Here is a 25381-nt window from a genome sequence, read left to right as displayed (position 1 = left end):
TATGGAAATAGAAAAATTATTAAATCAAAAGATTAAAAGATATGCAAACTATCCAAAAGAAGGCATAATCTTTGCTGATATTACTACACTTTTAGCAGATAATGATGGTTGGAATATGCTAATTTCTCATTTAAAAGAAAAATATAAAAATGAAAGATTTGATTTTATTGTAGGAGCTGAGAGTCGTGGCTTTATATTTGCAGCTGCTTTAGGTGCTGTTTTAAATATTCCTTTTGTTCCTATTAGAAAGAAAAATAAGCTTCCTGGAGATGTAATTAGCGTTGAATATGATTTAGAGTATGGAAGCGATAAAGTAGAGATGAAAAAGGACGCATTTTTAGGCAAAAAAGATGTAAAAGTTCTTTTTATGGATGATTTATTAGCAACTGGAGGCACTAGTATTGCCTGTATGAAATTATTAAAACTAGCTGGTGCAAGCGAAATAAAAAGTTGCTTTTTAATAGATATAAATATAGGTGGCTTAAAGGCTCTTAAAGAATATTGTAATGATATTTATTGTGTTATAAAGGATTAGCTATGGATATGATTTTAGAATTTTTTTCTTCGTTTTTTGCTGATCCTGAAGGGGTTTTAACGGCTTTATTTAGAGATAAAATTGTTCTTGCTAGTATTATTATATTTTTATGGTGCACGCTTGAAGGAGAAACTGCATTAATTTTAGCTGGTCTTGCAGCTCATGGAGAACATATTCATATAGGGCTTATTACTTTTATTGCTGGTTGTGGTGGTTTTGTTGGAGATCAAGTGTATTTTTATATAGGAAGATATTCAAAAAATTATATTAGAAAAAAACTAAAAACTCAAAGAAGAAAATTCGCAGTAGCTCAAATATTACTTCAAAAATATGGCTGGCCTATAATATTTATTCAACGCTATATGTATGGTTTTAGAACTGTTATTCCTATGAGTATAGGGCTTACTAATTATAGTGCTAAGAAATTTGCAATAATTAATTTTATTTCAGCTCAAGTTTGGGCGGCTATTACTATTTTTACGGTTTATATTTTTGGAGAGCAAATTTGGGCTATTATAAATTGGGCTAAAAACCATTGGTATTTAGCAGCTATTTTAATAGTTGGATTTTTATGCTTAATTTTATATGCGTTTAAAAGTTTAGAAAATAAATTATTAAGTAAGAAAGGTAAAAAAAATGCAAATAGTATTTAATGATACAAATACTGATTTTAAAGTTTGTTTTATACAAAACAAAGATTTAAGTAAATTTGATGATGATGAATTTTTTAAGATAAATGATTATAAAGGTGTTGGAAGTATTTGCAACTTAGCTAAAAGAACACTTTATATAGGGCTAAGCGAAGAGCTAACTTATGCAAGTTTAATAGCTAGTGTTGGAAGTGCTATTAAAACTATTAAAAACTTAAATATAAAAAGCCTTAGTATTGAATACTTAAATATAGCTTGTGAGTTTTATAGTGCTTATGCGATTATTTATGGGGTTTTAGCAGCTTTATATGAGTTTAATAAATATCAAAAAGAGTCAAAAAATAGCAAGATTGAGCTTATTAGTCTTTTAGTAAATGCTAATGATGATATTAAAGAAGGCGTTAGATTAGCTGAAGTTTTAGCAAACGCTTGTGAAGATGTAAAAAATATCGTAAATGAAATTCCAAGTACATATAATCAATTAAGCTTTGAACAAGACGCTTTAAAACTTGCTAAAGAATTTGATTTAGAATGCAATATTTATAGCGATGATTATATGCAAAAAGAAGGAATGAATGCGTTTTTGGCAGTAAATCGTGCAAGTGCTTATCCAGCAAAGCTAATTCATCTAGCATATAAACCTAAAAACGCTAAAAAAAGAATTGTTTATGTAGGAAAAGGACTTGTATATGATACAGGTGGGCTAAGCCTTAAACCAGCTGATTATATGCTAACAATGAAAGCTGATAAGAGCGGAGCTGCTGCTGTTTTAGGTATTTTAAAAGCTGCAAAATTGCTTAATTTAGATTATGAAATTCATGGAATATTAGGTGCAGCACAAAACTGCATAAGCGAAAAATCATATATGCCTGATGATGTAGTAATTTCAAAAGAAGGTGTAAGTATTGAAGTAAGAAACACAGATGCTGAAGGAAGATTAGTTTTAGCAGATTGCTTAAGTTTTGCACAAGATTTAAAACCTGATTTATTAATAGATTTAGCTACTTTAACAGGTGCTTGTGTAGTAGGGCTTAGCGAATATACAAGTGGCATTATGGGCTATAATGAAGAGCTTCAAAATGAGTTTTATGAAAACTCAAAAAGAAGTGGCGAATATACTTGCGTTCTTCATTTTAATCCACATATTAAAGAATTAATTAAGAGCAAGATAGCAGATGTTAGCAATACAGGTAGCTCAAGATATGGTGGAGCTATTAGTGCTGGAATGTTCTTGGGTGAGTTTATTAGAAAAGAATATAAAGATAAATGGTTGCACTTAGATATAGCTGGACCTGCTTATTTAGAAAAAGCTTGGGGAGAGAATAGTTATGGTGCAAGTGCGGCAGGAGTTAGAATGAATATTATTAATTTACTTAGAATGGCAAGGAGAAAATAATGGGTCTTAGTGTAGGTATTGTTGGACTTCCAAACGTTGGTAAAAGCACAACTTTTAACGCTTTAACAAAAGCAGCAAACGCTCAAGCGGCAAACTATCCATTCTGCACAATTGAGCCAAATAAAGCAGTTGTAGAAGTTCCTGATCATCGTTTAAATGAACTTGCAAAAATAGTAAATCCACAAAGAATAATGCACTCAATGATAGAATTTGTTGATATTGCAGGACTTGTAAAAGGTGCTAGTAAGGGCGAAGGTCTAGGGAATAAATTCTTGGCAAATATTCGTGAAACTGATTTGATTTTACATATAGTAAGATGTTTTGATGATGAGAATATTACTCATGTTGAAGGTGGGGTTGATCCTATTAGAGATATTGAAATTATAAATCTTGAATTAATCTTAGCTGATATTGAACAGCTTAATAAAAAGCTTGATAGACTTGCAAAAGAAGCAAAAGCAAATCTTAAAGGTGCTAAAGAATGCCTTGAATTAGCACAAGATTTATTAAAGCACCTTGAAGATGGAAAAATGGCTAGTGAATATGCTAATCGTGATAGCGAAGCGTTTTTAACCTTAAATAAAGAATTAAGATTACTTAGTGCAAAAGAAGTAATTTATGGTGTTAATGTAAGCGAAGATGAATTATTAGACGATAATGACTATGTTAAAAAAGTGCGTGAATACGCAGCAAAATCAAATCATAGCGTTATGAAATTATGTGCTAAGCTTGAAGAAGATTTAGTTGGAATGGATGATAATGAAGCTAATGAATTTCTTAATGAATTAGGCGTTAGCGAGAGTGGTCTAGCTGCTATTATTAGAACTTCTTTTGCTAAGCTTAATTTAATATCTTATTTTACTTGCGGTGTGCAAGAAGTTCGCTCTTGGACGATTCATAAAGGCTATAAAGCTCCAAAAGCTGCAAGTGTAATTCATAATGATTTTGAAAAAGGCTTTATCAAAGCTGAAGTAATTAGCTATGATGATTTTATAGCTTGTGGTGGAGAAGCTAAGGCTAAAGAAGCAGGAAAATTACGCTTAGAAGGCAAAGATTACGAAGTAATTGATGGTGATATTATGCATTTTAGATTTAATGTTTAAGGCAATTTTGCTTTAAACATTTTTTAAATTCCTAATTCAAATTCCATATTTAAAATTAAAATAATTTTAAGGTATTAAAATGAGCCTTTAAAGGGTGGAAGATGGAAATATTATTATTAGAAGATGATTATATTTATGCAACAAGCATTTGTGAGTATTTGCAAGATTTAGGCTTTAGTGTAGATGTTTTTAGCGATGGCGATTTAGCCTGTAAAACAATAGCTAATAAATTCTATCATTTATACATTTTAGATGTTAAAGTGATTAATACAAGTGGATTTGAAGTTTTAGCTTATATTAAGAGTTTAAATATCGCAAGTCCTGTTATGATGATGACTTCAAGAACGGATATTGCAAGTATTAAAAAAGGTTATGAATTAGGGTGTAATGAGTATCTTAAAAAGCCTTTTGAATTAGATGAATTAAAATATCGTGTAAAAGAATTATTAAAACAATTTTTTCACACTAATAATCAAATAATAAAAATAGCAAATGATTTTACTTATGATTACTTAAATAAAACTCTTAGCAAAAATAACAAAATAGTAGAACTTACAAATAAAGAAATTAATTTAGTTGAGTATTTATTAGGCAATAAATCAAGCTTTGTAAGTGTTAATAACATATATGAATATGTTTGGAATAATGAAGTTTTAGAGCAATCCGATGTAAGCGATGTAAGAGTTTATGTAAAAAGAATTAGAGCAAAAACAAGCGATGATTTTATAATCTCACAAAGAGGTTTAGGATATAAAATTAATGTCTAGACAAGCATTACTTATTACCTTAATCATTATAATTTTTTCTTTACTTTCTGTTGGGATTTTAAAATTAAGCGTAGCAAATGATAAAAATACGACTTTATTAGAATTAGTTGCGTTTTCTAATAAAGAATTCGGCGATTTAAAAGATGCTAAAGTTTGTATTTTTAATGATGAAGAAGTTTTAAGTTGTGAGTTAAATATCAATGAAATAAGAGAAGATTTCATATACAAATGCCATAATTCTTATCTTTATTACAAGTATCAAAAGAAAATCAATGGCAAAATTTATGATGTTGTTTTAGGAAAGCCTTGTGTTTATAATAAGAGCTTGGTTAATACTATTATTGTTTTTGGTGGTGGAGCTTTTATATTATTTATCTTAATTTATCTTGTTTATAAAGATAATATTAAGAGCCTAATTTGGTACAAGAATACTATAAATACATTTTTTTATGATGCAATGCATGAGCTAAAAACACCGCTTGGAGTTGCACTTTTAAATACTGATATGTTAGAAGAGAGTAAATATCAAAAACGAATAAAAGCAGCCTTAAATCAAATGAAAACTACTTATGATGATGTAGGATTTTATATAGAAAATCCAAATGCTAAATACCCTTTAAAGAACATTAATTTTTCAATATTTTTGAAAAATAGAATAAACTTTTTTATGACAATTGCTAGTTTAAAAAGCGTGGAATTTGAATTAGGAATTAGTGATGATTTATTTGTATTAATTAGCGAAGTAGAATTGCTAAGATTAGTAGATAATAATCTCTCAAACGCTTTAAAATACACTAAAGTTAATTCAAAAGTAAAAGTAATTTTAGAAAAACAAGATAATAAAATGTATTTTATCATTCAAGATGAAGGAATCGGCATTAAAGATACTAAGAGAATTTGGCAAAGATATGCAAGAGAAGATTTAGCTCAAGGTGGCTTTGGGTTAGGGCTAAATATTGTAAGAAATATTTGCAAAAAATACGATATTTTATATGAAGCTTATAATTATGAAAAAGGTGCTATTTTTAAATATACTTTTAAAGCTTAATTAGTATTTTAACATTAAATATAAAGTGGTTTAAGGAGTTTTTATTAAAATTCTTAAACCAAATTCCTATTTCAAATTCCAAAATTAATAATTATTTATTTTTAAATTATATTGATTAAAAATATTTTAATTTTATTTACATTATAATAAATATCTTTTTTATTTTTATTTTATATATAAATTATTTTTAATAATTGCCGATATATAAGAAATAATTTTTCACAAAGGTTATAAAAATGTTTTTAACTAAGAAATTTTTATTTAATAGTTCTTTATTATGTTTATTTTCTGTAAAATCTTTTGCAGTTGCTGGTATGCCATTTTTTGAAAACTGGCTAGATTTTTCATCTGAGGAAGAATTAACGAAATTTTATAGTAGAACAAGTGATAATTTTATCAAAATTACTAATGATTTGACAGGCTTTAATGCACAACTTAATCAAGATTTAACAAAATACTTTTGGGGTGCTAAATATGTTCCTTTTATAGGTGGTCAATACGAAAGCTATGTATATCAAGATATAAAAGCAAATATGCCTATATTTTCAAATCTTGATGAAACAAAAAAATATGTTTATTTTATTGATAAAAAAGATGGAACAAATACTATTTTTGCTAATTTAGAAATTGGTGAAGTAGATGTTAATACAACTCCTTTATGGGATTTTGATACAGCTATTAATTATGATATATTTTATGGTTTTGATGGTGCATATAATGGTGTATTACATTATGATACTGTTGGAATGTCAGCTTCTGATTTGGTAAGCGTTAGTAATTCAGTAGTTTTAGTTAATGAAGCAATGACTTCTTATGAAGTAAATAATTCAATAGTTGATTTTAGTAATGATTTAGCTAGTTTAAGCAGTATGAAACTAAATAATTCTTATATGAATTCTAATATAGCTAACGGAGCAGAAATTGAGAATTTAAGCGTTGATAATAGTTATGTTGATGGTAATTATTCGGGTTATGGAGAAATTAACGCAACAAATTCGGTTTTTACCGGAGAGCTTAAAGGCTATTCTAAAGCTAATTTTAATAATGTTATAAGTAGTGGTTTGATATTTGGATTTGATGAATTAATTGCAACTAATTCAAAGCTATCAAACATAGAAGAAGTAAAAAGTCTAAATCTAAGCAATAGTATTTATCAAATAGATATTACTAAAAATACTTTTCAACCATTGTTTGTGAGTGAAAATACAAGTGGAGATAACAATACTTTAGAATTTTTAAATGTTGTATCAAATAATGTTATTAATTACGATTATTTTAAAGACCAAATGCAGCTTGCTATTCTTGCAAAAGGTATGAATAATATTAGCGAAACATTTTTTAATAATTTTATAGCTTATCAAGATGATTTAATTACTTTAAATGTAGATAAAAAATATATTGCGACAAGCAATACTGCTAGTGAATTAATATATTATATTAATAACCCTGTAAAAATTAGCGTTCCTGCTATTAAGATTGAAGATACAGCTACAAAAAGTCCAATTAGTATTCCTGCAACTAAAATTGAAGACACAGCTATTAAAACTCCGATTGATAACACACTTCCAAGTGAAGAAACTAATGCTAATCCTAGCATAGATGAGTCTAATACTTCTAATCAAGAAAGTATTCCTGCAACTAAAATTGAAGATATAGCTATTAAAACTCCTATTACACTCCCAAGTGAAGAAGTAAAAGTTGATAGCCCTAGCATAGATGAAGTTTTAGTGCCTTCTAATAAAAATGAAGAAAGTATTCCAAATGATAATCTAAAAGATGATATTGTTTATGATGATTTAGATACTGATGTAATTGATTATAATACAGATAATAGTTTTACTATTACTTTAAGCGATGAAGAAATAAGAGAGCTTAGTAAATTAAGTGATGAAGAATTAAAAGCTTTTGGTTTTACAAGAAGTGAGATTGATGAGAAATTAAAAGAAATTGATAATAAAACAATAGCATTTAATGATATTATAAAACCTACACTAAATGATAAAACTAGCTTAAAGCTTGATGAATTAAATGCGTTTTTAAATCTTAATTTTTATGATATTAGTACATTAAATAAAAGAGCAATTAATCTAAGAAATGCAAAAGTTTTAAATGGCGTTTGGACTAGGGGCAGTGGAGCAAGAACTAATTATAATAAACAATTTGCATTCAAAAGTAATGATTTTTACTTAGGTGCTGATAGATTAAATAATTTGAATAATTATGATTTATATTTAGGAGCATTTTTAAGTGCATCTTATAAATACTCAAGCACAAAAGGCTTTATTAAGCAAAATGGCTTTGGTGGTGGTCTTTATGCTACTTTATTAAGCGATAGTTTTTATTTAGATGCGATTTTTAGCTACACAAATGTTAAAAATCAATTAAATGATGATGTATTAGGCGATTTAAAAGCTAAGAATAATTTATACAAGCTTAGTTTTGAGAGTGGATATAAGTTTGGAGATAAATATTATTATGAACCAAGTTTAAAATTAAACCTTGCATATAGCGATAAATTAAACTTTAAGAATAGCAAATTAAGCCTTAATAAAGATTCAAAATTATTTGCAAATATTGAAGCAAGAATGAATTTTGGAGCAAGTTTAAATGAATACATAAATACTAATTTGGCCTTAGGTTATTCTTATGATTTAACAAAATTAAGCGATTTAGATATTGATATTTATGGTTTAAAATTTGCTAAGAACAATAAAAAAGATAAAAAATTCTTAGTTAATTTTGGAACAAGCTTTAATATAACTAATAATTTAATGATTATTGTAGATTACGAGCAAAGCTTTAGCGGAATTTATAATACTTCTCACAATATTAATTCATCTTTTAGATATACATTTTAAGCTTTAAATCCTTAGGATTTAGAGCTTTTTTGGTTAATGGCTAATTTGCCTACTATTTAAATATATCGTATTAATTGCACTTTTAATTTCACAAATCTCATTAACCCTGCCTTGTTAGACTGAAAAAACAAGGAGATAATATGAAAATTAAAACAAGTTTTTTACCCGCTGTATTTATTCCAAGTATTATTTTTATTGTAATTTTAGTTTCATTAAGTGTGTTTTTGCCTACACAAACAAGTGAGTATTTAACATATTTAAAAGGATTAATTTTTGCTAATTTTTCTTGGTTTTTTATATTAAGTGTTAGTTTTTTTGTAGCTTTTATGCTAATGCTTGCTTTGTCTAAATTCGGAGATATAAAGCTTGGAAAAGATGATGATGAACCTAGTTTTAGCTTTTTTTCTTGGCTTTCTATGTTGTTTGCTACTGGAATGGGAGTAGGGCTTATGTATTTTGGAGTAGCCGAGCCATTAATTCACAAGCAAGCTCTTAATTCAAGCGATAAAGAAGCCTTAGTTCATACTTTGTTTCACTGGGGTATTCATCCTTGGGCTATTTATGGTGTTTGTGCTTTGGCTATGGCTTATTTTGGCTTTCGCTATAAAATGCCTTTAACTTTAAGAAGTGCTTTTTATCCATTTTTAAAAAACAAAATCTATGGCTTTTGGGGAAATGTTATTGATATATTAGCCCTTATTGTAACCGTTTTTGGGATTAGCACTACCTTAGGATATTCTGCAAGCTCTCTTAATGCAGGTTTATTTAAATTAGGCTTTTTAAATGATATTTCTTTTAACGAACAAGTTTTAATTATATTAATCGTAGTTTCTTTATCTACAATTTCTGCAATTACAGGAGTGAAAAAAGGGCTTAAAGTATTAAGCGAACTTAATTTAGTTTTAGCTTTTTTATTAATGCTTTTTGTTTTATTTTGTGGTGATTTGGTAAATCTGCTTTCAAACTTTAGCTCAAATCTAGGTATATATTTTTCAAATCTTGTAGAGCTTAGTTTTAAAACCTATGTATATGATAAATCTTATATTCCTTGGTTTAATTCTTGGACTATATTTTATTGGGCTTGGTGGCTTAGTTGGGCTCCTTTTGTTGGCTTTTTTATCGCCAAGATTTCTCGTGGTAGAACTATTAGAGAATTTATTTTCGGAGTATTAATTGTCCCAACTACTTTTAATATCTTATGGTTTAGCGTATTTGGTAATTTTGCTTTAGAATTTAGCGATAAATTAGGAGCATTTACTAATAGTACTGAAAGATTATTGTTTGAGTTTTTAGAGCTTTTACCTTTATCAAATATTAGTGCGATTTTAGCTTTAATTGTGCTTTTGTTATTTTTCATAACTTCTGCTGATAGTGGAATTTTCGTGCTTAATTCATTAGCTAGTGCAGGTAAGGAAAAGCCTTATAAATGGCAAAGCGTTTTATGGGGAATTAGTTTAATTGCTATTGCTGTTTCGCTTTCTTATTCTGGTGGTCTTGATAGTATTTTAAGTGTTACGATGATTGTTGCTTTGCCTTTTGCTTTAATGCTTGTTTTAATGTGTGCTTCTTTATTAAAAGGACTTATTGTAGATAGTAGATATTTTGGAGCAAAAGTAAGCAAAGCAAGTGTGTATTGGAATGGTGATTTTTGGGAGCAAAGGCTTGAGCTTATTTTAAAACAAACCCAAATTAAAGATATGAAAATATTTTTACAAGATTTTGTAAGACCTGCAATGGCTAAAATAAAGGCAAAATTAGACGAGCAAGGCTTAAGCTCTTTCATAGAAGAAAATAAAGGCAGCATACAATTAATAATCAAAAAAGAATTATCAAAAGACTTTATTTATGGAGTAAAAATAATAAAGCATGAAGTAAATAAGACTTTATTAGATGATGAAAATTTACCGAATGTCTCAAAAGAATTTGAATATAGACCTATGACATTTTTTGGAGATGATAGATTAGGTTATGATATAAAATATCTTAATGAAAAAGAAATAATAGTAGATATTTTAAAGCATTATGAAAGATATTTAAACCTTTTAGATGATAGTGATAATGAGATTTTTACAATTGATTCTAAATAATAAAATTAATTAGGATTTATTTAATTTAAATCCTAATTCCTATTTCAAATTCCAAAAAAAATTAAAGAATTTGAAATAGGAATTTGCTTTATGATTTATATTTTAAATTCCTAAGATTTTAATTAAATAATATACTTCCAAGTCTTATCATATTTGCCCCACTTTTAATAGCTATTTCATAATCGCTACTCATTCCCATAGAACAAATATTAGCCCCATCTTTTTTAAGCTCATCAAAAATCTTATAACATAACTCAAAACTCTTGATAATTTCACTTAATTCATCACCCATTGCACCTATGCACATAACGCCTACTGGTTTAATAAATTTACAATTTTGCTTAATTGCTAAATATTCTTCAATAGCTTTTGATGGATTAATTCCAGCTTTGCTATCTTCATTAGCTACATTTATTTCAAGCAAGGTAGGAAGTTCATAATCAAGCCTAGTATCAACATATTTTGCCATTTCAAAACTTACACAACTTTGCCACATAACAGGCTTAGCTTTAATTAGATGATTTACTTTGTTTTTTTGTAAATTTCCTATGAAATGCCACTTTATCGTTTCACTTAGTTCAGCTTTTTTTCTAACTAAATCCTGTACTTTATTTTCGCCAAATTCAATTTGCCCTAATTTATGCAAAGCTATGATTTTTTCATCTGTTGTGTATTTGCTAACTGCTATTATTCTTACATCTTTATATTTTTCTTTAATATCTAAATAAGTCATTTTTTTACCTTAATGAATATAATTTTTTTCTCTCACTTGAGCTTGGAATATTTAATAATTTTCTATATTTTGTAATTGTTCTTCTTACGATTTTTACATTAAATTCTTTTTCAATTTTTTCTAAAATAATTTGATCGCTTAAAGGTTTTTCATGATTTTCGTTTTTTATTAGCTCACTTACAAAGTCCTTTATAGTTTTATTACTTGTGCCATCATTTAAATCAGTTGTAAAAAACTCTTTTATAGCTATTGTTCCACGATTTGAGCTTATATATTTATTAGCTATTGCACGGCTAATTGTGCTTGTATTTCTATCAAGCTCACTTGCAATATCTTGCATTTTAAGTGGCTTTATAGCTCCGCCAAAAAAATAATCGTATTGATATTCTACTATCATGAGTGCAAGTTTTTTAAGAGTAGCCTTTCTCATTTCTAGTGCATCTACTAGATTTCTTGCATTTTTCATCTGTTCTTTTAGCTCACTATCTTCGCTAATTTCAATTTTTGGATAATACTCATCATTTATTATTATTTCTAATTCATTGTTATTTGTAAGAATATAAATATCAGGAATGATTTCTAAACTATCTTCAAAATCATCAACAAAAGGCGGTAAATTAAAGCTTTTTATGATTTTTATAGCGTCTTTATAAAGTGGGTTTTTTGTAAATTTATTTAAATTATCTAAATTATTTATGAGTTTTATACATAAAGAAAACAGCTCATTTTCTATATTTGTATTAAGCAAACAAAACTCCAAAGCTTCTTGATAATTAATAGCCCCTACACCTAAAGGCTCAAGATAGCAAAACCTTTTTCTAACCTTTTCTATATCTTCTTTAGAATAGTTTTTACATAATTCTTCATCATAGACAAAATAACCAAACTCATCTAAACAAGATATTATAATTTTTGCTATATTTTGTGATTTTAGAGTTGGAAATAGCGTTTTGTTTATTTGAAGTTCTAAATCATCATAAAGGCTTTTTTTAGCGATATTTAATTCTTCTATTAAGCCACCGCCTTTAGAATAAAGCTGTTTTACTTGTTTTGTAGTTTTTGTGCTTTTGCTTTCTTTTGGTGAGCTTAATTTTACACAAGGATTATCTTTGACTAAATTATTTATTTCTTCTTCTAAGTCTTCGCTACTAGCTTGAAGTAATGGTAGCCAACTTCTTAGAGTTTGTGATAATTTAGGCTTTATGCTAGTTTGTTGGCGAACTTTTAACATTATAAAGAAAAGTTTTTACCTAGGTATTTGTTTTGAACTATTTCGTTATTTGCTATTTCTTTAGCACTACCACTTGCAAGTATGCTTCCGCTATCTAGCACATAAGCTTTATCGCATATTTTAAGAGTTTCTCGAACATTATGATCTGTTATTAAGACTCCGATATTTAACTCTTTTAAGTCTTTTATAATGCCTTGAACATCATTTATGCTCTTTGGATCAACCCCTGCAAATGGCTCATCAAGTAATAAAAACTTAGGCTCTAAGACTAAAGCTCTAGCAATCTCAAGGCGACGACGCTCTCCACCACTAAGACTTTTTGCAAGGCGGTCTTTTCTATCATAAATCTTTAAAAGATTTAATTTTTCTTCTATTAATTCATTTATATCTTTAAGCCCTTTAAGTTCTGCTGCAATTTGCATATTATCCCAAACGCTTAAATCCTTTAAAACGCTAGAATCTTGTGGTAAATACCCAATGCCTAGCATTGCGCGTTTATGAAGCGGCTCGTTTGTAATATCTAAATCATTTAAAAAAATATTTCCAGCACTAGGACTTATAAGCCCACAAATCATATAAAATGTAGTTGTTTTTCCTGCACCATTTGAGCCAAAAAGACCAACGATTTGAGAATTATTCATACTCATATCTACATTTTTGATAATTTCTGTGTTTTTAATACTCTTTTTTAAACCAAGTGCTTTTAATTCAACTAAACTCATAAAGTCTTCCTTTATCGCTAGGAGTAATTTTAACAATCTTATAAGCTAGGCTAAATTGCTCTAAAATCTTTATAAAATCATCATCAGCCCATTCAATCAAATGCAGCCCATCATTAAAAAGGTTTTCATAAAGTCCATTTTCAATAAAAGCCTTTGTTCCTTTTTGATAAATATCATAATGATATATGTAATTTGAGTTATCAGTATATGTATTCATTACGCTAAATGTTGGAGATGATGCGAATTTATTTAGGAATTTCTTTGCAATTGCATTTACTAAGGTTGTTTTTCCACTAGCTAAATTGCCTTGTAATAAATAAATACCGCTTTTATTAAATTCATTTACAACGAAATCTAATTCATTTAAACTTGCATCAATTTTCATCTATTTTTTCCACATATTCATGCGATTTTGCCTTAGCTACGTTTTTAGTTGTTGGCAAGGCTAGAACTTTATATTTTATTTGTTCGTTTAATAAATTAAGACTTATAATATCGCCAACTTTTACTTCTTTACTAGGCTTAGAAACATTGCCATTTATATAAATAACGCCGTTTTTACACATATCAAGTGAAATTGAACGGCGTTTTGTAATATTTACTGCGTTTAAAAATTTATCTACTCTCATATTTGTATTTTAACAATATAGGAATAATTATTGCTTACAAAACTACTGATTTTAAAAATTCATAGCGTTTTTTATACATTGAGCGTTTTTTTGACGGAATTTCTTCTAAGTCTTTTTGAATATAACTAAGCTCATAAAATGAATGATGAGCATTAATAATATTTGTATTTTCTTGCCAAATCTCATCGTAATTTGGAATTACAAAAACTCTTCCATCTCTTTTTCTGTTTCTTTTAAATCTTGAGACCAAATATTTATCTTTAATGCCACAAACTTTATTAAAACCTATTGAATTAGCAAAGATAAAAGCGCAATATATAATAAAATTAATCGGTCTTAAGCCAAAAAATGCTTTTGTAAAATCCTTTATCTCATCTTTTGCACTAAATGCTCCTTGCATTGCGCTAATAAGCAAAGCGTCTTCTAATAAAACAAAGCTTAAAGAATAAAGCAAAGCATTTTTATAAAATAAATGCAATGTAAAAATACCCTCACTAATTACTTTTGGACTTGAGCTAAGTGTTATTTTTAAATCATCTTGATTAAATAAAATCTCATCATTAACAAGAATATTTTTATATTTATTAGTAATTATATCTAAATCTCTTTTAAAACAAGCATTTGAATAAGCAAAAGAAAAACTTGTAGAACCATATTTTTTACAAAGCATATCGTTATAATATTTTGGTATATATTAAATTTATTTTTTAAAGCTTCGTTGTCTGCTAGAATTTGATTTAGGAATTTGTGATTTTTAAAATGAATAATTTTTCTTAGAAAAAACCTAATTTTAAATAATTTCTTAGTTTTCATTTCTTAGCTTTTATCTTAAAATATATAAAAATTATTACTAATAAAATTAGTAAAACAATAGGCATATAAGAAGAATATTCATCAAAAAATTGTCCTAAACTCTCTCCTAAAAAATAAGCTACATAAAACACAGCAATAGCCCATATTATGCACGAAATTAGATTATAAACACTAAACTTTACAAAGCTTAGTTTTGAAATCTCAGCAGCAATTGGCCCTAAAGTTTTAAGCCCATAAATAAACTTGCAAACAAAGGTGAAAATAAAGCCGTTTTTTCTAAACAAAACTACCAAAAGAGCTAATTTTCGCCTATGTTTAACAAGATGTTTTTGAAAGTCTTTTTTACTTGTTCTTGTAAAATAAAACAAAGCACTTGAACCTAAGAAATTCCCTAAAAAAGCTACTAAAATACTAATATAAGGATTTACATTATAAGCACTTGCAAAAACTCCTAAGGCAAGCAGTGCTAACATACCGCCGCCTAAAGAGTATAAAAAAACTAAAATATATCCGTATTGAACAAATTTATCTATAAATTCTTGCATTACTTAGCTAGCTCCACAGCTCTAGTTTCACGGATAACATTTACTTTAATTTCGCCAGGAAATTGCATACTATTAGTAATTTCACTAGCTATTTCTTTTGCTAATAGAACGCTTTCATCATCATTAATAAGCTTAGCATTTACTATAACTCTAATTTCACGACCTGCATTTATAGCATAAGCTTTTTTAACTTGTGAATGCTGTTTAGCAATTGCTTCAAGCTCACTAACACGCTTTAAAAATGCTTCTAAAACTTCTCTTCTAGCTCCAGGTCTTGCTGCACTTAAAACATCAGCGGTGCAAACTGCAGCAGCCTCAATGCTTAAAGCATCTTCATGCCCATGATGAGCAAAAATAGCATTTAAAACGACAGGGTGTTCTTTGTGTCTTTCGCAAACCATAGCACCTAAATCAACATGGCTTCCTTCATATTCATGAGTTAAAGCCTTGCCAATATCATGTAAAATTCCAGCCCTTCTTGCAAGTCTTGTATTTCCACCGCACTCAGCTGCGATAATTCCTGCAAGGTGAGCAACTTCTAAGCTATGTGCTAAGGCATTTTGTCCATAACTTGCACGATATTTTAAACGACCAATTAATTTTACTAATTCAGGAGCCATTTTTGTAAGCCCTAAATCCATTATGATGTTTTGACCTTCATTAAACATTTCTTCTTCAAATTCTTTTGAAACTCTTTCATGAAGTTCTTCAATTCTAGCAGGCTGAATTCTGCCATCTTCAATAAGTAAATCAATCACCTTTTTAGCTATTGCACGGCGTAAAACATTAAATGAGCTAATGATTATGGCATTTGGAGTATCATCAATAATTACATCAACTCCTAAAACCATTTCAAGAGTTTTTATGTTTCTTCCTTCTTTACCGATAATTCTTCCTTTTAAATCATCGCTTTTAAGATTTATTACGCTTATTAATCTTTCGCTTGCGTATTCTCCTGCAAATCTTGTAGTAGCTTGTGCTAAGATATATCCAGCTTTTGCTTTTGCTTGAGCTTTTGCTTCTTCTTCGCATTTTCTTACTATATGAGCTATTTCATCTCTTGCATCTTCTTTAGCTTGATTTATTACTAATTCTCTTGCTTCAATTTGAGTTAAACCACTAATATTTTCAATGCTACTTAATAGCTCTTGCATTTTTGCTTCGCATGATTTTTTAAGAAGATTTGCTTCTTCCATAAGTTCGTTTGCTGCTTGTTCGCTTTTTACGATATTTGCTTTAAATTCTTCTAATTTTTGCTCATTTATAGCTAAAATTTGCTCTTTTTTTTCTACTTCTAAAATTTTTTTATCATGCTCTTTTTGAAGTTCTAAAACCTTTTCATCATAAGATTTTTTATAACTTAACTCAATTTTTCCTTCACTTGCTTTGGCATTTTCTAGGACTTTATCAGCATTGCGAAGTATTTTTTCAGCTTCATATTCAATCACTTTTGCTTTAGCTTTTGCTTGTTCTTCGTGAATTTTAAAATGAGCTTCATTTATTCTTTTTGCAATGAATACCCCTAATGCTCCGCCTAAAATAAATACCGCTAATAACGATATAATTTCAACTAATGTCATAATTTCTCTTTTCTTTTCATAATTTTTCCGTTAGCGATATAAAAATCACCTTGAATATCCGACTTTAAACAAATTTTGTTTTTAGTAACGGACTTTATATTTTGAATAAAAATAATTAATAAATCATAATAAATTAAAGAAAATGTCTTGTCATAAAATCCTTTGCCAAAACCTATTCTTCTAAAATCTTTATCAATGCCTAAAACAGGAATTATTGCAATATCTATTTTAATATTTTCTATTTTGCTTAAACTCTCCTTGATTTTAAATTTTTTATAAACTAAAGGAAATCTTAGTTTAGTAAAGGCTAGGGTATTGTTTTCTAGCATTTTTGGAATATATAAATTATATTTTTTTGCTAAAAATCTTTTATATTGATATAGGTTTATTTCTTTTTCTTTTGAGATATAAAGTAAGATATTTAATTTCTTATTAGTTTTATAGCTAGATAATATTTTTAAAATAGCTTTGAAACTATCGTAATTTTTGCAAAATTTGTAATTTTCTTTATGAAATTTTTCTCTTATTAACTTTTTATCCATAATCTAACCTAAAAAATTTCTAAATATATTACATAAGGAACAAAAATGAAAGCTATCTTATTAGGTGTTGCTTTATTGTTTTTTACTGCTTGTTTTGATAAAAAAGAAGAAAAAAAAGTAGAAAGCGAACAAAGTGAAATCCAAGAAATTAAAACTACTAAAACAGAGTTTAATAAACTAATTAAATTCCCTTTAAAAATCTATAATAGTGATGAATTATTTGATATAAAAAGAATTAGTTTAGATAATAAAGATATAGAAATTTCATCAAATGATAAAATTATAATATTTAATTTTTTCACTACTTGGTGTCCGCCTTGTAAAGCTGAAATCCCACATTTAAATAATCTAGCTTTAAAATACAAAGATAGAGTAAGAATTATAGGTATTTTATTAGAAGAAAAAAGTGATGAAGAAATAGCTAAATTTATTAAAGATAATGAAATAAATTATGATATAGCAGTAGGTGATAATAATTTTACTTTATTAAAGGTTTTAGGTGAAATTAACGGCATTCCATATACTGCTTTGTTTGATCAAAATGGAAAAAATATAAATAATTATTTAGGCGCATTTTATGAAGAAATGCTAGATATTGATATTCAAAAGGTGTTGAAATAATGTTAGATTTTTTTAAAAAAGGCTTAGCAAAAACAATTGAAGCAATAAATCAAGTAAAACCAAAAAACGAAAAAATAAGCAAAGATTTATTAGAAGAAATGCTTGTAAATGCTGATATTACTTATGAAATTGTTGAAGAGATTTTATATTATTTACCGCCTAGTGAGATAGTGCAAAGAGAAGATTTACATAGAGTTATGAGCTCGTATTTTATGTATGAAATTCCGAATTCAAATTCTAGCGACAAACCATTTGTAGAATTAATCTTAGGAGTAAATGGAGTAGGAAAGACTACAACCATAGGAAAATTAAGTAATTTTTATAAGAATCAAGGCAAAAAAGTTTTATTAGGAGCTTGCGATACTTTTAGAGCAGGTGCTATTATGCAGCTTGAACTTTGGGCTAGCAAAAATAATTGCGATATAGTAAGCACAAAGCAAGGGCATGACCCAAGTGCAGTTGCATTTGATACCATTAGCAAAGGTGTTGCAAAAGCTTATGATAATGTTATTTTAGATACTGCAGGAAGATTAGAAAACAAAAAAAACCTTGCAAATGAATTAGAAAAAATCATAAGAATTTCATCTCGTGCTTATGAAAATGCTCCTCATAGAAAAATTTTAGTCCTTGACGCAACCCAAGGAAATAGCGGGATAAATCAAGCAAAAGTTTTTAATGATTTAGTAAAACTTGATGGAGTAATCATTACAAAGCTTGATGGCACAAGCAAAGGTGGTTCATTGTTTGCAATTGCAAGAGAATTAGAGCTTCCGATTTTATATTTTGGATACGGAGAAGGTGCAGCTGATATTGCTCCTTTTAAAGCAGATGAATATTTAAAGGTTCTTTTAGACGGAATTTTTAAAAATGGCTAAGAAAAAATCAAGCCTATATGAATGCCAAGCTTGTGGCAATCAGCAAATTAGATATTTAGGAAAATGCCCTGAATGCGGGGCATTTAATTCATATTTAGAATTAAATGAAACTCAAATAGAAGTATTAAAACAAACTAGCAAAACAAATACAAATAAAGCTATTAGTATAAAAGAAGTTTTGGTTGAGCAAATTGATAGATTTTCAACCTTTGATAAAGAGCTTGATTTGGTTTTGGGCGGTGGACTTGTTGTAGGCTCATTAGTTTTATTAGGTGGTTCTCCTGGAGTTGGAAAATCAACCTTGCTTTTAAAAACTGCTGCAAATCTTGCTAAAAATGGCAAAAAGGTTCTTTATGTAAGTGCAGAAGAGAGCAAAAGCCAAATAAAACTTCGTGCAAATAGATTAAATGCTAATGAAGATGATTTATTTTTACTCACAGAACTTTGTTTTGAAAATATAAAAAACGAACTATTAAATAATAATTATGATGTTTTAATTATTGATAGTATTCAAACGATTTATTCAGAAAATATAAGCTCGTGTGCAGGCTCAATCACGCAAGTAAGAGAACTAACATTTGAATTAATGAAACTTAGCAAAAGTAATAATATAAGCACATTTATAATAGGTCATATCACAAAAGAAGGCTCAATCGCAGGGCCTAGAGTACTTGAGCATATGGTTGATGTGGTGCTTTATTTTGAAGGAGATGCGAGTAAAGAGCTAAGAATATTAAGAGGCTTTAAAAATCGTTTCGGAAGCACTAGCGAAATAGGTATTTGGCAAATGAGCGAAAGCGGACTTATAAGTGCAAATAATCTTAAAACTAGATTTTTAGGCAAAAATCACGCAGGAAGTGCATTAACAATAATCTTAGAAGGTAGCCGTGCAATCACACTTGAAGTTCAAGCTCTTGTATGTGAGAGCACATATGCTAAAAGAAGTGCAACAGGATTTGATAAAAATCGCCTTGATATGATACTCGCACTACTTGAGCGAAAGCTTGAAATCCCACTTGCAAGATATGATGTATTTATAAATATTAGTGGCGGAATAAAGGTTAGCGAAACGGCTGCTGATTTAGCAGTTGCAGCTGCTATAATATCAAGCTTTAAAAATAGAGTTTTAAGCAATGAGAGTGTATTTATCGGAGAACTTAGCTTAAATGGTGGGATTTGCGAAGTTTTTAGCCTAGATATTAGACTTAATGAGGCAAAAAATCAAGGTTTTAAAAATGCTATAATTCCAAACAAAAGTAACTTTAAAGGAATTAAATGCTTTGTAGCTAATGAGTTAGCTCAAGTTTTAGAATGGATGTAGGTATGAAAAAAGCTTTTACTATGATTGAATTATTAGTTGTTATGGTTGTTGGTGCGATACTTAGTGCTGTTGCTATTTCTAAAATTCATACAGGTGAATTAATTGACGCTGCTAGAAGTGTAGCAAATGATATTAGATATGTTAGGATTTTAGCTCTTGGAGATGATTTATATGGTGTGCCTAATTATCATGGTGAGTATTATAGAATAAGATTTAATAAAAATTTAAAGTCTTATAAAATAATCAATACACCACATAAAAACATTATTGTTAATGATTATATTGATTCAAGCAAACTAATATGTGATGATAGTAAGCCAGAATGCGTTAAAAGAGCAAATTTATTAAATAACTTTGGTGTTGAAATTTCTAAATTTGTTCCTAGTAAGGCTAGTATTTATGCAAACCCTGAAAACGATATTATTTTTAATGAACTAGGAGAGCCTTTAAACTATGATCCTGCTTCTAGTGGTTTTCAAATTGAACTTAAAAAAAATAGTGAAAAAGTTTGTATTAGTGTAGCAGAATTTACAGGGTTTATAGAGATTGAAAAAGCTGCGTGCAAATAAGCGTGGCTTTACTTTAATTGAACTTATTTTAGTGCTAGTTGTATCAATGATACTTTCTAGCATAGCAATCTCAAAAATTAATTCAAACTCACTAATGCTTGCAGCAAGAAGTGTTTTAAATGATTTATATTATTTGCAATATTTAGCGATAAATTATGATGTTTATAATGGATTTAGTAATTATGATAATTCATATTTTCAGATTTATTTTCATTGCGTAGCAAATATAAAAACATCTTATAATAAATACAAATGCGATCATAAAGAAATAGGTTATAGTATTTTTAGCGATAAAATTGGCACAAATACTTCAAATCCTGATGCTGATGAATTAGTGCAAGATTTATTTGATAACTCTAAATTAATAGGAGCTAGATTTGCAGGAATTAGTGTTGATGATAAAATTTTAAGCAATAAAGCTAATCTTACAAGAGCTTTTAATATAGAAAATGCCGAGATTTTTTATAAAGTAAATAACAAAACAAGAAAAGCAAATCGTCTGATGGTAAATGAATTAGGCGAGTTTTACGTTAGCTCTTATGTAAGTAAATTAAATAAATATAATTTAATAAAAAGTTCAGATTATGTAGTAAGACTTTCTAATTCAAATATAATTTCAAAAGATACAAGTATATGTATAAGTTTAAATAATGTAGGTTTTATAAATATTCCAAAAATGAGTGAAAAAGGTCAAATAGTTTGGTATAGCGGTATTAAAAAAACTCCAAAATATTGCCACGAATTAAACAATAAATAAATGTTTTAAGTTTGAAATAGCTAAGAATTTGAATTCGGATTTTGAATTATCAAAAATCAAATTCCTATTTCAAATTCCTTTGAAAAATCATTAATTTTTACCTTGATTTAGCTTAGTTTCGTTCAATAATTTTGTTAATTCCCCTGCTTTTGTAGGGTTCATTTTGGCTAGTATTGATGAGATTTTTTTCGCTTCTAGATTTAAAAAAATCTTTATAATCTCATCTTCTTCCATTGTTTCAAATATCGCAGCAGCTGCAGCATCTTTCATCTTTGAATAAGCGTTTGCAACTTTACTTGATTTGTTTTCAAATATTTCAGCTCTTAGCTTTCTAATTTCAGCTAGAATTTTTGCATTATTGTTTCTTATTTCATCAATTTTTGCTTCTTCTGCTTTCATTTCTTCTAAGATGGCTTTGTTTTTTTCTTCTTTTTCTTTTTGCACTGCTAAAAATGCAGCTTTATAGCTTTCTAACGCTTGTTTTGCTTCGTCTAATTCTTCTATTTTTCTATCTATTTGAGTTTGTTTGCTAGCAAAATAAGCACTGCAATCTTGCGCAAAAGTAATACAAGTAAATCCTAAAAGAAGTAAGAGTTTTTTCAATTTTTTTCCTTTTTTAACATAGTTAATAAAATACCTAACATTATTAAAGCAAATCCTATTATTTGAAGAGTTAATAAGCTAGTTTTAAGCCATAAATAGCCAATAATTGCAGCAGCTAGTGGCTCGTTTGATGAGATTATACTAGCTTTTGCTGCTCCGATTTTTTGAAGACCTATCATAAAAAATCCAAAAGCCATAGCAGTTCCAACCACTATCACACCTGCTAAAGCTAAAAATAATTCTAAATCAAAATGAAAACTAAATTGCCAAATCTTATTATAAATACAAAAACAAATTCCAGCAATTAACATAGCAAACCCTAAGACAGGTAAAGGATTATAAATATCATTTAATTTTCTTGGTAAAAGCGCATAACAAACAGCACCGATTGATGATAAAAAGCAAACAATTAAAGCCTTGGTTGAAATTACTAATTTCGTAAAATCTCCGTTAGTTGATAATAAAATTGCTCCTAAAAAAACGTAAATTAAAGCAATTATTTCAAAAATATCAGGAAATCTTTTTTGCTCTATGCAAACAATTAAAATGATAAAAATAGGAGCTGTGTATTGAATAACGGTTGCAATTGCAGCATTGCTTAATTCTATACCATAAAAATAAGTATATTGACACATCAAAATCCCAAAAAATGAAAAAACTAAAAGCTTTAACAAATGATGCTTGAATATATTTAGATTTATTTCTATTGCTCTTACTTTACAAAATAAAAGCATTATAATACCTGCAAAAAACAGCCTTAAAGATACTAAAATATCAGCATTTAAGCCTTTTTTTAAAAATATAAATTCACCGCAAACACCACTAAAACCCCAGCAAATGCCGCCTAAAAATACTAATAAGGTTCCGTATTTTTGCTCGTTCATACCAAGGCTTTATCTTTAGCTAATTTTAAAGCTTTTAAAAACTGCTCTATCTCATTAATATTGCCAACGCTAATTCTATTTAGCAATGGATAGTTTGCAATTTTTCTTCCTACTTTAATCCCAAGCTCAAGCATAAAATCTGAATATTTTTCATCTTTTATCTCATGCAAAATAAAATTAACATTAGATTTAAAATATTTAATATCTAATTCATTAAAAGCATTTTCTAAAATAGCTTTATTTTGTAATGTTAATTTTCTTGAAGTGTTTATAAAATCATCGTTTTTTAAAACTTCTAAAGCACAATATAAAGCATAATAATTGATATTATCAATCAAAATAAATTTATCAATATATTGAAGTAGTTCTTCACAAGCAATACCATAACCTATCCTAAGACCTGCTAGAGCATAGATTTTTGAAAATGTTCTTGTAATAATTATATTTTTAAAATATGCTTTTTTAATACTTTTAAAATTCTCGTTATATTCTGCATAGGCTTCATCTAAAATCATATAAGTATTACCCACGCATAATTTAGTTAAATAATCTAAATCATCTTGACTTAGTTCATTAGCACTTGGATTGTTTGGATTTGTAATATAAATTAGGTTTATAAAACCTTCATTAGGAATGATTTTTTTAACATCTAAAACAAGCTCGTTAATATAAGTAATTTTGATTTTTAAAGCCTTTGCAATGCTTAAAATTAAATCAAAAGTAGGTATAGGAACTATTAAATTAAGTTCTTTTTTCTGCTCTTTAGCTAAAAAATTAAGCGCTATAAAAGTTCTATAAATAACATCACTAGAGCCACAGCCTAAAGTTATGTTATTTGATGATACATTATGTATTTTTGCTAATTCGTTTTTTAATAAATATTCATTATCGCAAGGATATTTACAAATTAAATTATGATTTAGTGTATTAAATTTATGACTTAATAAAGTATTTTCGTTATTTGATAAATCAATCATAATATTCCTTTAGTTTATTTTCATAATATAGCACTTTTTCTGGTGATTTTTCTATTATATTATCTTTAAACTTATAACCATTTTTATAAAAATTAATCAAATTATTACAAGCATTAACGCTTTTATATTCACAAGCTAAATCATAATATTTAAGAGCTTTTTTAACATCTTTTTTTAGTTCAAAACCTTCAAAAAACATAGAAGCTAAAAGCTCACAAGAATTAGCGTCTTTTTTAAGGCAATTATTTTTTAATGTTTTTGCATTATTAAAAATCAAGTTTTGCATTTTTTTAGCATCTTCTTCACTTAATAACTTATCACTATGAAGCTTTGCTTTATCATTTACATTTGCAACTATTATTTCATTACTACACGCACTAAAAATTAAAGCTATAAATAAAATAAATCTCATATATTTTCCTTATTTAAATATCTTGCAAGTTTCATTGCACTTGCAAAAGCAAAATGTATATTAAATCCACCCAAAATCCCTGCTACATTAAGGCATTCTCCTATGAAGAATAAATTTTTATGCTTTTTGCTTTCATAATTTTCGCTTAAAGCTTGTAAATTAATTCCACCTTTGCAAACTTCTGCTTTATTAAAACCTAGATTTCCAGCAGGTGCAAACTCGTATGAATATAATCTATTTATTATATTTTTTGCATCATCTTTATATTTATTCATCGCTAAATCTTCTAAATTATTTGCTTTTAAATATTCTTTTATAAAAGCCTTTGGCAGTGGTAAATGTGTGCTTGCTTGTTTGTTTTCCTTATAATTTATCTTAAAATCATTCAAAAAATTAATTTTAATCTTGCCTTTATTCCAAAACAACGAAGCAGATAATACAACAGGGCCGCTAATACCTTTATGAGTAAATAATAATGAGCCTTTAAATCTATCATTAATCACAACATCGGTACTAATTCCACTAAGATTTTTCATAAAAAACTCATCTTTTTGTAAGGTAAAAGGAACTAAAGCAGGAGCAAAATCGCAAAATCCTATTTCAAATTCTTTAGCAATTTGCAAAGCTATATCGCTTACTCCTAATTCTGCATAAGAAATTGCTCCGGTTGCAATAATTAATTTTTTTGCTAAAAACTCACCTTTATTTGTTTGTAATTTAAAGTATTCTTGTGATTTTTCAACTTTTAAGACTTTTGTATTTAGAATGATTTTAGATTTATTTTCTCTTAATAATTTATCTAAAATCATTTTTGAATTTGGTGCGAAAAATTGTTTATTTCTTATTTTTACGAATTTAATTTCTTGAAAAAAAGTTAAATTATCTTTATAACTAAACTCATTTAAAGTATTTTCTAATTTCTCATAATCATCACACAAATAAGAGTTTTTGTTAATATTTTCATTAGTTACATTACACTTACCACCACCGCTAATTAAAAGCTTTTTAGCAACTTTTTCATTTTGTTCAATAATAAGCGCATTTTGCTTTAAATTAGCAGCTAAAAATAATCCGGCTGCACCAGCTCCTAAAATAATTATTTCGTGTTTTATAGCATTTCCTT

General features: G+C 27.8%; 27 protein-coding genes. 13 read left to right on the top strand and 14 right to left on the bottom strand.

Going from position 1 to position 25381, the window contains the following annotated elements:
* Window position 1 precedes the first annotated feature (1 nt).
* The 8 genes from apt (at window position 2) to AVANS14531_RS00310 (ending at window position 10444) form a co-directional block, all read left to right on the top strand.
* Window positions 2-535 carry an adenine phosphoribosyltransferase gene (gene apt / locus AVANS14531_RS00345; RefSeq protein ID WP_336610897.1) on the top strand — a complete coding sequence of 178 codons (534 nt, stop codon included), beginning with the start codon at window positions 2-4 and terminating at the stop codon, window positions 533-535.
* 2 nt (window positions 536-537) lie between these two features.
* Window positions 538-1188: a DedA family protein gene (locus tag AVANS14531_RS00340; protein WP_336610896.1), complete on the top strand. Its 651-nt coding sequence runs from the start codon at window positions 538-540 to the stop codon at window positions 1186-1188.
* Complete coding sequence (locus AVANS14531_RS00335) at window positions 1172-2581, top strand: leucyl aminopeptidase (protein WP_336610895.1); 1410 nt, start codon at window positions 1172-1174, stop codon at window positions 2579-2581. Before AVANS14531_RS00340 ends, AVANS14531_RS00335 begins: the two co-directional genes overlap by 17 nt.
* On the top strand, window positions 2581-3684 hold the full coding sequence (ychF, locus tag AVANS14531_RS00330) for a redox-regulated ATPase YchF (protein WP_336610894.1): 1104 nt from the start codon (window positions 2581-2583) through the stop codon (window positions 3682-3684). The genes AVANS14531_RS00335 and ychF overlap by 1 nt, the downstream gene beginning before the upstream one ends.
* 101 nt (window positions 3685-3785) lie before the next feature.
* Window positions 3786-4451, top strand: a complete 666-nt coding sequence (locus AVANS14531_RS00325) for a response regulator transcription factor (protein WP_239817236.1) — start codon at window positions 3786-3788, stop codon at window positions 4449-4451.
* Window positions 4444-5499, top strand: coding sequence for a sensor histidine kinase (locus tag AVANS14531_RS00320; RefSeq protein ID WP_239817235.1), 1056 nt, complete (start codon window positions 4444-4446; stop codon window positions 5497-5499). The genes AVANS14531_RS00325 and AVANS14531_RS00320 overlap by 8 nt, the downstream gene beginning before the upstream one ends.
* A 236-nt stretch (window positions 5500-5735) precedes the next feature.
* Window positions 5736-8357, top strand: a complete 2622-nt coding sequence (locus AVANS14531_RS00315) for a hypothetical protein (RefSeq protein WP_336610893.1) — start codon at window positions 5736-5738, stop codon at window positions 8355-8357.
* A gap of 140 nt (window positions 8358-8497) precedes the next feature.
* The gene (locus AVANS14531_RS00310; protein ID WP_336610892.1) at window positions 8498-10444 is read left to right on the top strand and encodes a BCCT family transporter; all 1947 of its coding nucleotides are present in this window, start codon (window positions 8498-8500) and stop codon (window positions 10442-10444) included.
* Between the two features lie 118 nt (window positions 10445-10562).
* Here AVANS14531_RS00310 and AVANS14531_RS00305 read toward each other — a convergent pair whose 3' ends face one another.
* From AVANS14531_RS00305 to AVANS14531_RS00265, 9 genes are all read right to left on the bottom strand, one after another.
* A complete protein-coding gene (locus tag AVANS14531_RS00305) occupies window positions 10563-11177 on the bottom strand; it encodes a YggS family pyridoxal phosphate-dependent enzyme (protein ID WP_336610891.1) in 615 nt (204 codons plus the stop codon).
* A gap of 4 nt (window positions 11178-11181) precedes the next feature.
* Window positions 11182-12408 carry an RNA polymerase factor sigma-54 gene (locus AVANS14531_RS00300; protein ID WP_336610890.1) on the bottom strand — a complete coding sequence of 409 codons (1227 nt, stop codon included), beginning with the start codon at window positions 12406-12408 and terminating at the stop codon, window positions 11182-11184.
* Window positions 12408-13130 (bottom strand): LPS export ABC transporter ATP-binding protein, encoded by a 723-nt coding sequence (gene lptB / locus AVANS14531_RS00295; RefSeq protein ID WP_336610889.1) that lies wholly within the window; start codon window positions 13128-13130, stop codon window positions 12408-12410. Before lptB ends, AVANS14531_RS00300 begins: the two co-directional genes overlap by 1 nt.
* The gene (tsaE, locus tag AVANS14531_RS00290) at window positions 13117-13515 is read right to left on the bottom strand and encodes a tRNA (adenosine(37)-N6)-threonylcarbamoyltransferase complex ATPase subunit type 1 TsaE (RefSeq protein WP_336610888.1); all 399 of its coding nucleotides are present in this window, start codon (window positions 13513-13515) and stop codon (window positions 13117-13119) included. Before tsaE ends, lptB begins: the two co-directional genes overlap by 14 nt.
* Complete coding sequence (locus tag AVANS14531_RS00285) at window positions 13505-13759, bottom strand: RNA-binding S4 domain-containing protein (RefSeq protein WP_239817196.1); 255 nt, start codon at window positions 13757-13759, stop codon at window positions 13505-13507. The genes tsaE and AVANS14531_RS00285 overlap by 11 nt, the downstream gene beginning before the upstream one ends.
* A gap of 34 nt (window positions 13760-13793) precedes the next feature.
* A complete protein-coding gene (locus tag AVANS14531_RS00280; RefSeq protein WP_336610887.1) occupies window positions 13794-14429 on the bottom strand; it encodes a DUF535 family protein in 636 nt (211 codons plus the stop codon).
* 139 nt (window positions 14430-14568) lie between these two features.
* Complete coding sequence (locus AVANS14531_RS00275; RefSeq protein ID WP_336610886.1) at window positions 14569-15117, bottom strand: DedA family protein; 549 nt, start codon at window positions 15115-15117, stop codon at window positions 14569-14571.
* Entirely contained in the window at window positions 15117-16697 is a 1581-nt protein-coding gene (gene rny, locus AVANS14531_RS00270; protein ID WP_239817193.1) for a ribonuclease Y, read from the bottom strand. Before rny ends, AVANS14531_RS00275 begins: the two co-directional genes overlap by 1 nt.
* Window positions 16694-17239 carry a 5-formyltetrahydrofolate cyclo-ligase gene (locus AVANS14531_RS00265; protein WP_336610885.1) on the bottom strand — a complete coding sequence of 182 codons (546 nt, stop codon included), beginning with the start codon at window positions 17237-17239 and terminating at the stop codon, window positions 16694-16696. Before AVANS14531_RS00265 ends, rny begins: the two co-directional genes overlap by 4 nt.
* Before the next feature lie 45 nt (window positions 17240-17284).
* Here AVANS14531_RS00265 and AVANS14531_RS00260 point away from each other — a divergent pair, with 45 nt between their 5' ends.
* The 5 genes from AVANS14531_RS00260 to AVANS14531_RS00240 are packed head-to-tail and all read left to right on the top strand — an operon-like array spanning window position 17285 to window position 21382.
* Window positions 17285-17860, top strand: a complete 576-nt coding sequence (locus tag AVANS14531_RS00260; protein WP_239817191.1) for a TlpA family protein disulfide reductase — start codon at window positions 17285-17287, stop codon at window positions 17858-17860.
* Window positions 17860-18735: a signal recognition particle-docking protein FtsY gene (ftsY, locus tag AVANS14531_RS00255; protein ID WP_239817190.1), complete on the top strand. Its 876-nt coding sequence runs from the start codon at window positions 17860-17862 to the stop codon at window positions 18733-18735. The genes AVANS14531_RS00260 and ftsY overlap by 1 nt, the downstream gene beginning before the upstream one ends.
* Complete coding sequence (radA, locus tag AVANS14531_RS00250) at window positions 18728-20056, top strand: DNA repair protein RadA (RefSeq protein ID WP_336610884.1); 1329 nt, start codon at window positions 18728-18730, stop codon at window positions 20054-20056. The genes ftsY and radA overlap by 8 nt, the downstream gene beginning before the upstream one ends.
* Before the next feature lie 2 nt (window positions 20057-20058).
* Window positions 20059-20625 (top strand): pilus assembly FimT family protein, encoded by a 567-nt coding sequence (locus AVANS14531_RS00245; RefSeq protein WP_239817188.1) that lies wholly within the window; start codon window positions 20059-20061, stop codon window positions 20623-20625.
* Complete coding sequence (locus AVANS14531_RS00240) at window positions 20603-21382, top strand: prepilin-type N-terminal cleavage/methylation domain-containing protein (RefSeq protein WP_336610883.1); 780 nt, start codon at window positions 20603-20605, stop codon at window positions 21380-21382. Before AVANS14531_RS00245 ends, AVANS14531_RS00240 begins: the two co-directional genes overlap by 23 nt.
* Before the next feature lie 90 nt (window positions 21383-21472).
* Here the strand turns inward: AVANS14531_RS00240 and AVANS14531_RS00235 are convergent, their stop codons facing one another.
* The 5 genes from AVANS14531_RS00235 to AVANS14531_RS00215 are packed head-to-tail and all read right to left on the bottom strand — an operon-like array spanning window position 21473 to window position 25352.
* On the bottom strand, window positions 21473-21985 hold the full coding sequence (locus tag AVANS14531_RS00235) for a MotE family protein (protein ID WP_336610882.1): 513 nt from the start codon (window positions 21983-21985) through the stop codon (window positions 21473-21475).
* A complete protein-coding gene (locus tag AVANS14531_RS00230; protein WP_336610881.1) occupies window positions 21982-22869 on the bottom strand; it encodes a DMT family transporter in 888 nt (295 codons plus the stop codon). The genes AVANS14531_RS00235 and AVANS14531_RS00230 overlap by 4 nt, the downstream gene beginning before the upstream one ends.
* Complete coding sequence (locus tag AVANS14531_RS00225; protein WP_336610880.1) at window positions 22866-23846, bottom strand: pyridoxal phosphate-dependent aminotransferase; 981 nt, start codon at window positions 23844-23846, stop codon at window positions 22866-22868. The genes AVANS14531_RS00230 and AVANS14531_RS00225 overlap by 4 nt, the downstream gene beginning before the upstream one ends.
* The gene (locus AVANS14531_RS00220) at window positions 23839-24258 is read right to left on the bottom strand and encodes a hypothetical protein (RefSeq protein ID WP_336610879.1); all 420 of its coding nucleotides are present in this window, start codon (window positions 24256-24258) and stop codon (window positions 23839-23841) included. Before AVANS14531_RS00220 ends, AVANS14531_RS00225 begins: the two co-directional genes overlap by 8 nt.
* Window positions 24255-25352, bottom strand: a complete 1098-nt coding sequence (locus tag AVANS14531_RS00215; protein ID WP_336611027.1) for an aminoacetone oxidase family FAD-binding enzyme — start codon at window positions 25350-25352, stop codon at window positions 24255-24257. Before AVANS14531_RS00215 ends, AVANS14531_RS00220 begins: the two co-directional genes overlap by 4 nt.
* Between the last annotated feature and the right edge of the window lie 29 nt (window positions 25353-25381).

Origin of the sequence: Campylobacter sp. Cr9 (assembly GCF_020138295.1) — a bacterium.
In the GTDB taxonomy this organism is placed as follows: Bacteria; Campylobacterota; Campylobacteria; order Campylobacterales; family Campylobacteraceae; genus Campylobacter_E.
Note: the sequence above shows the minus strand (reverse complement) of the source record. Positions and strands in the feature narration are given on the sequence as shown.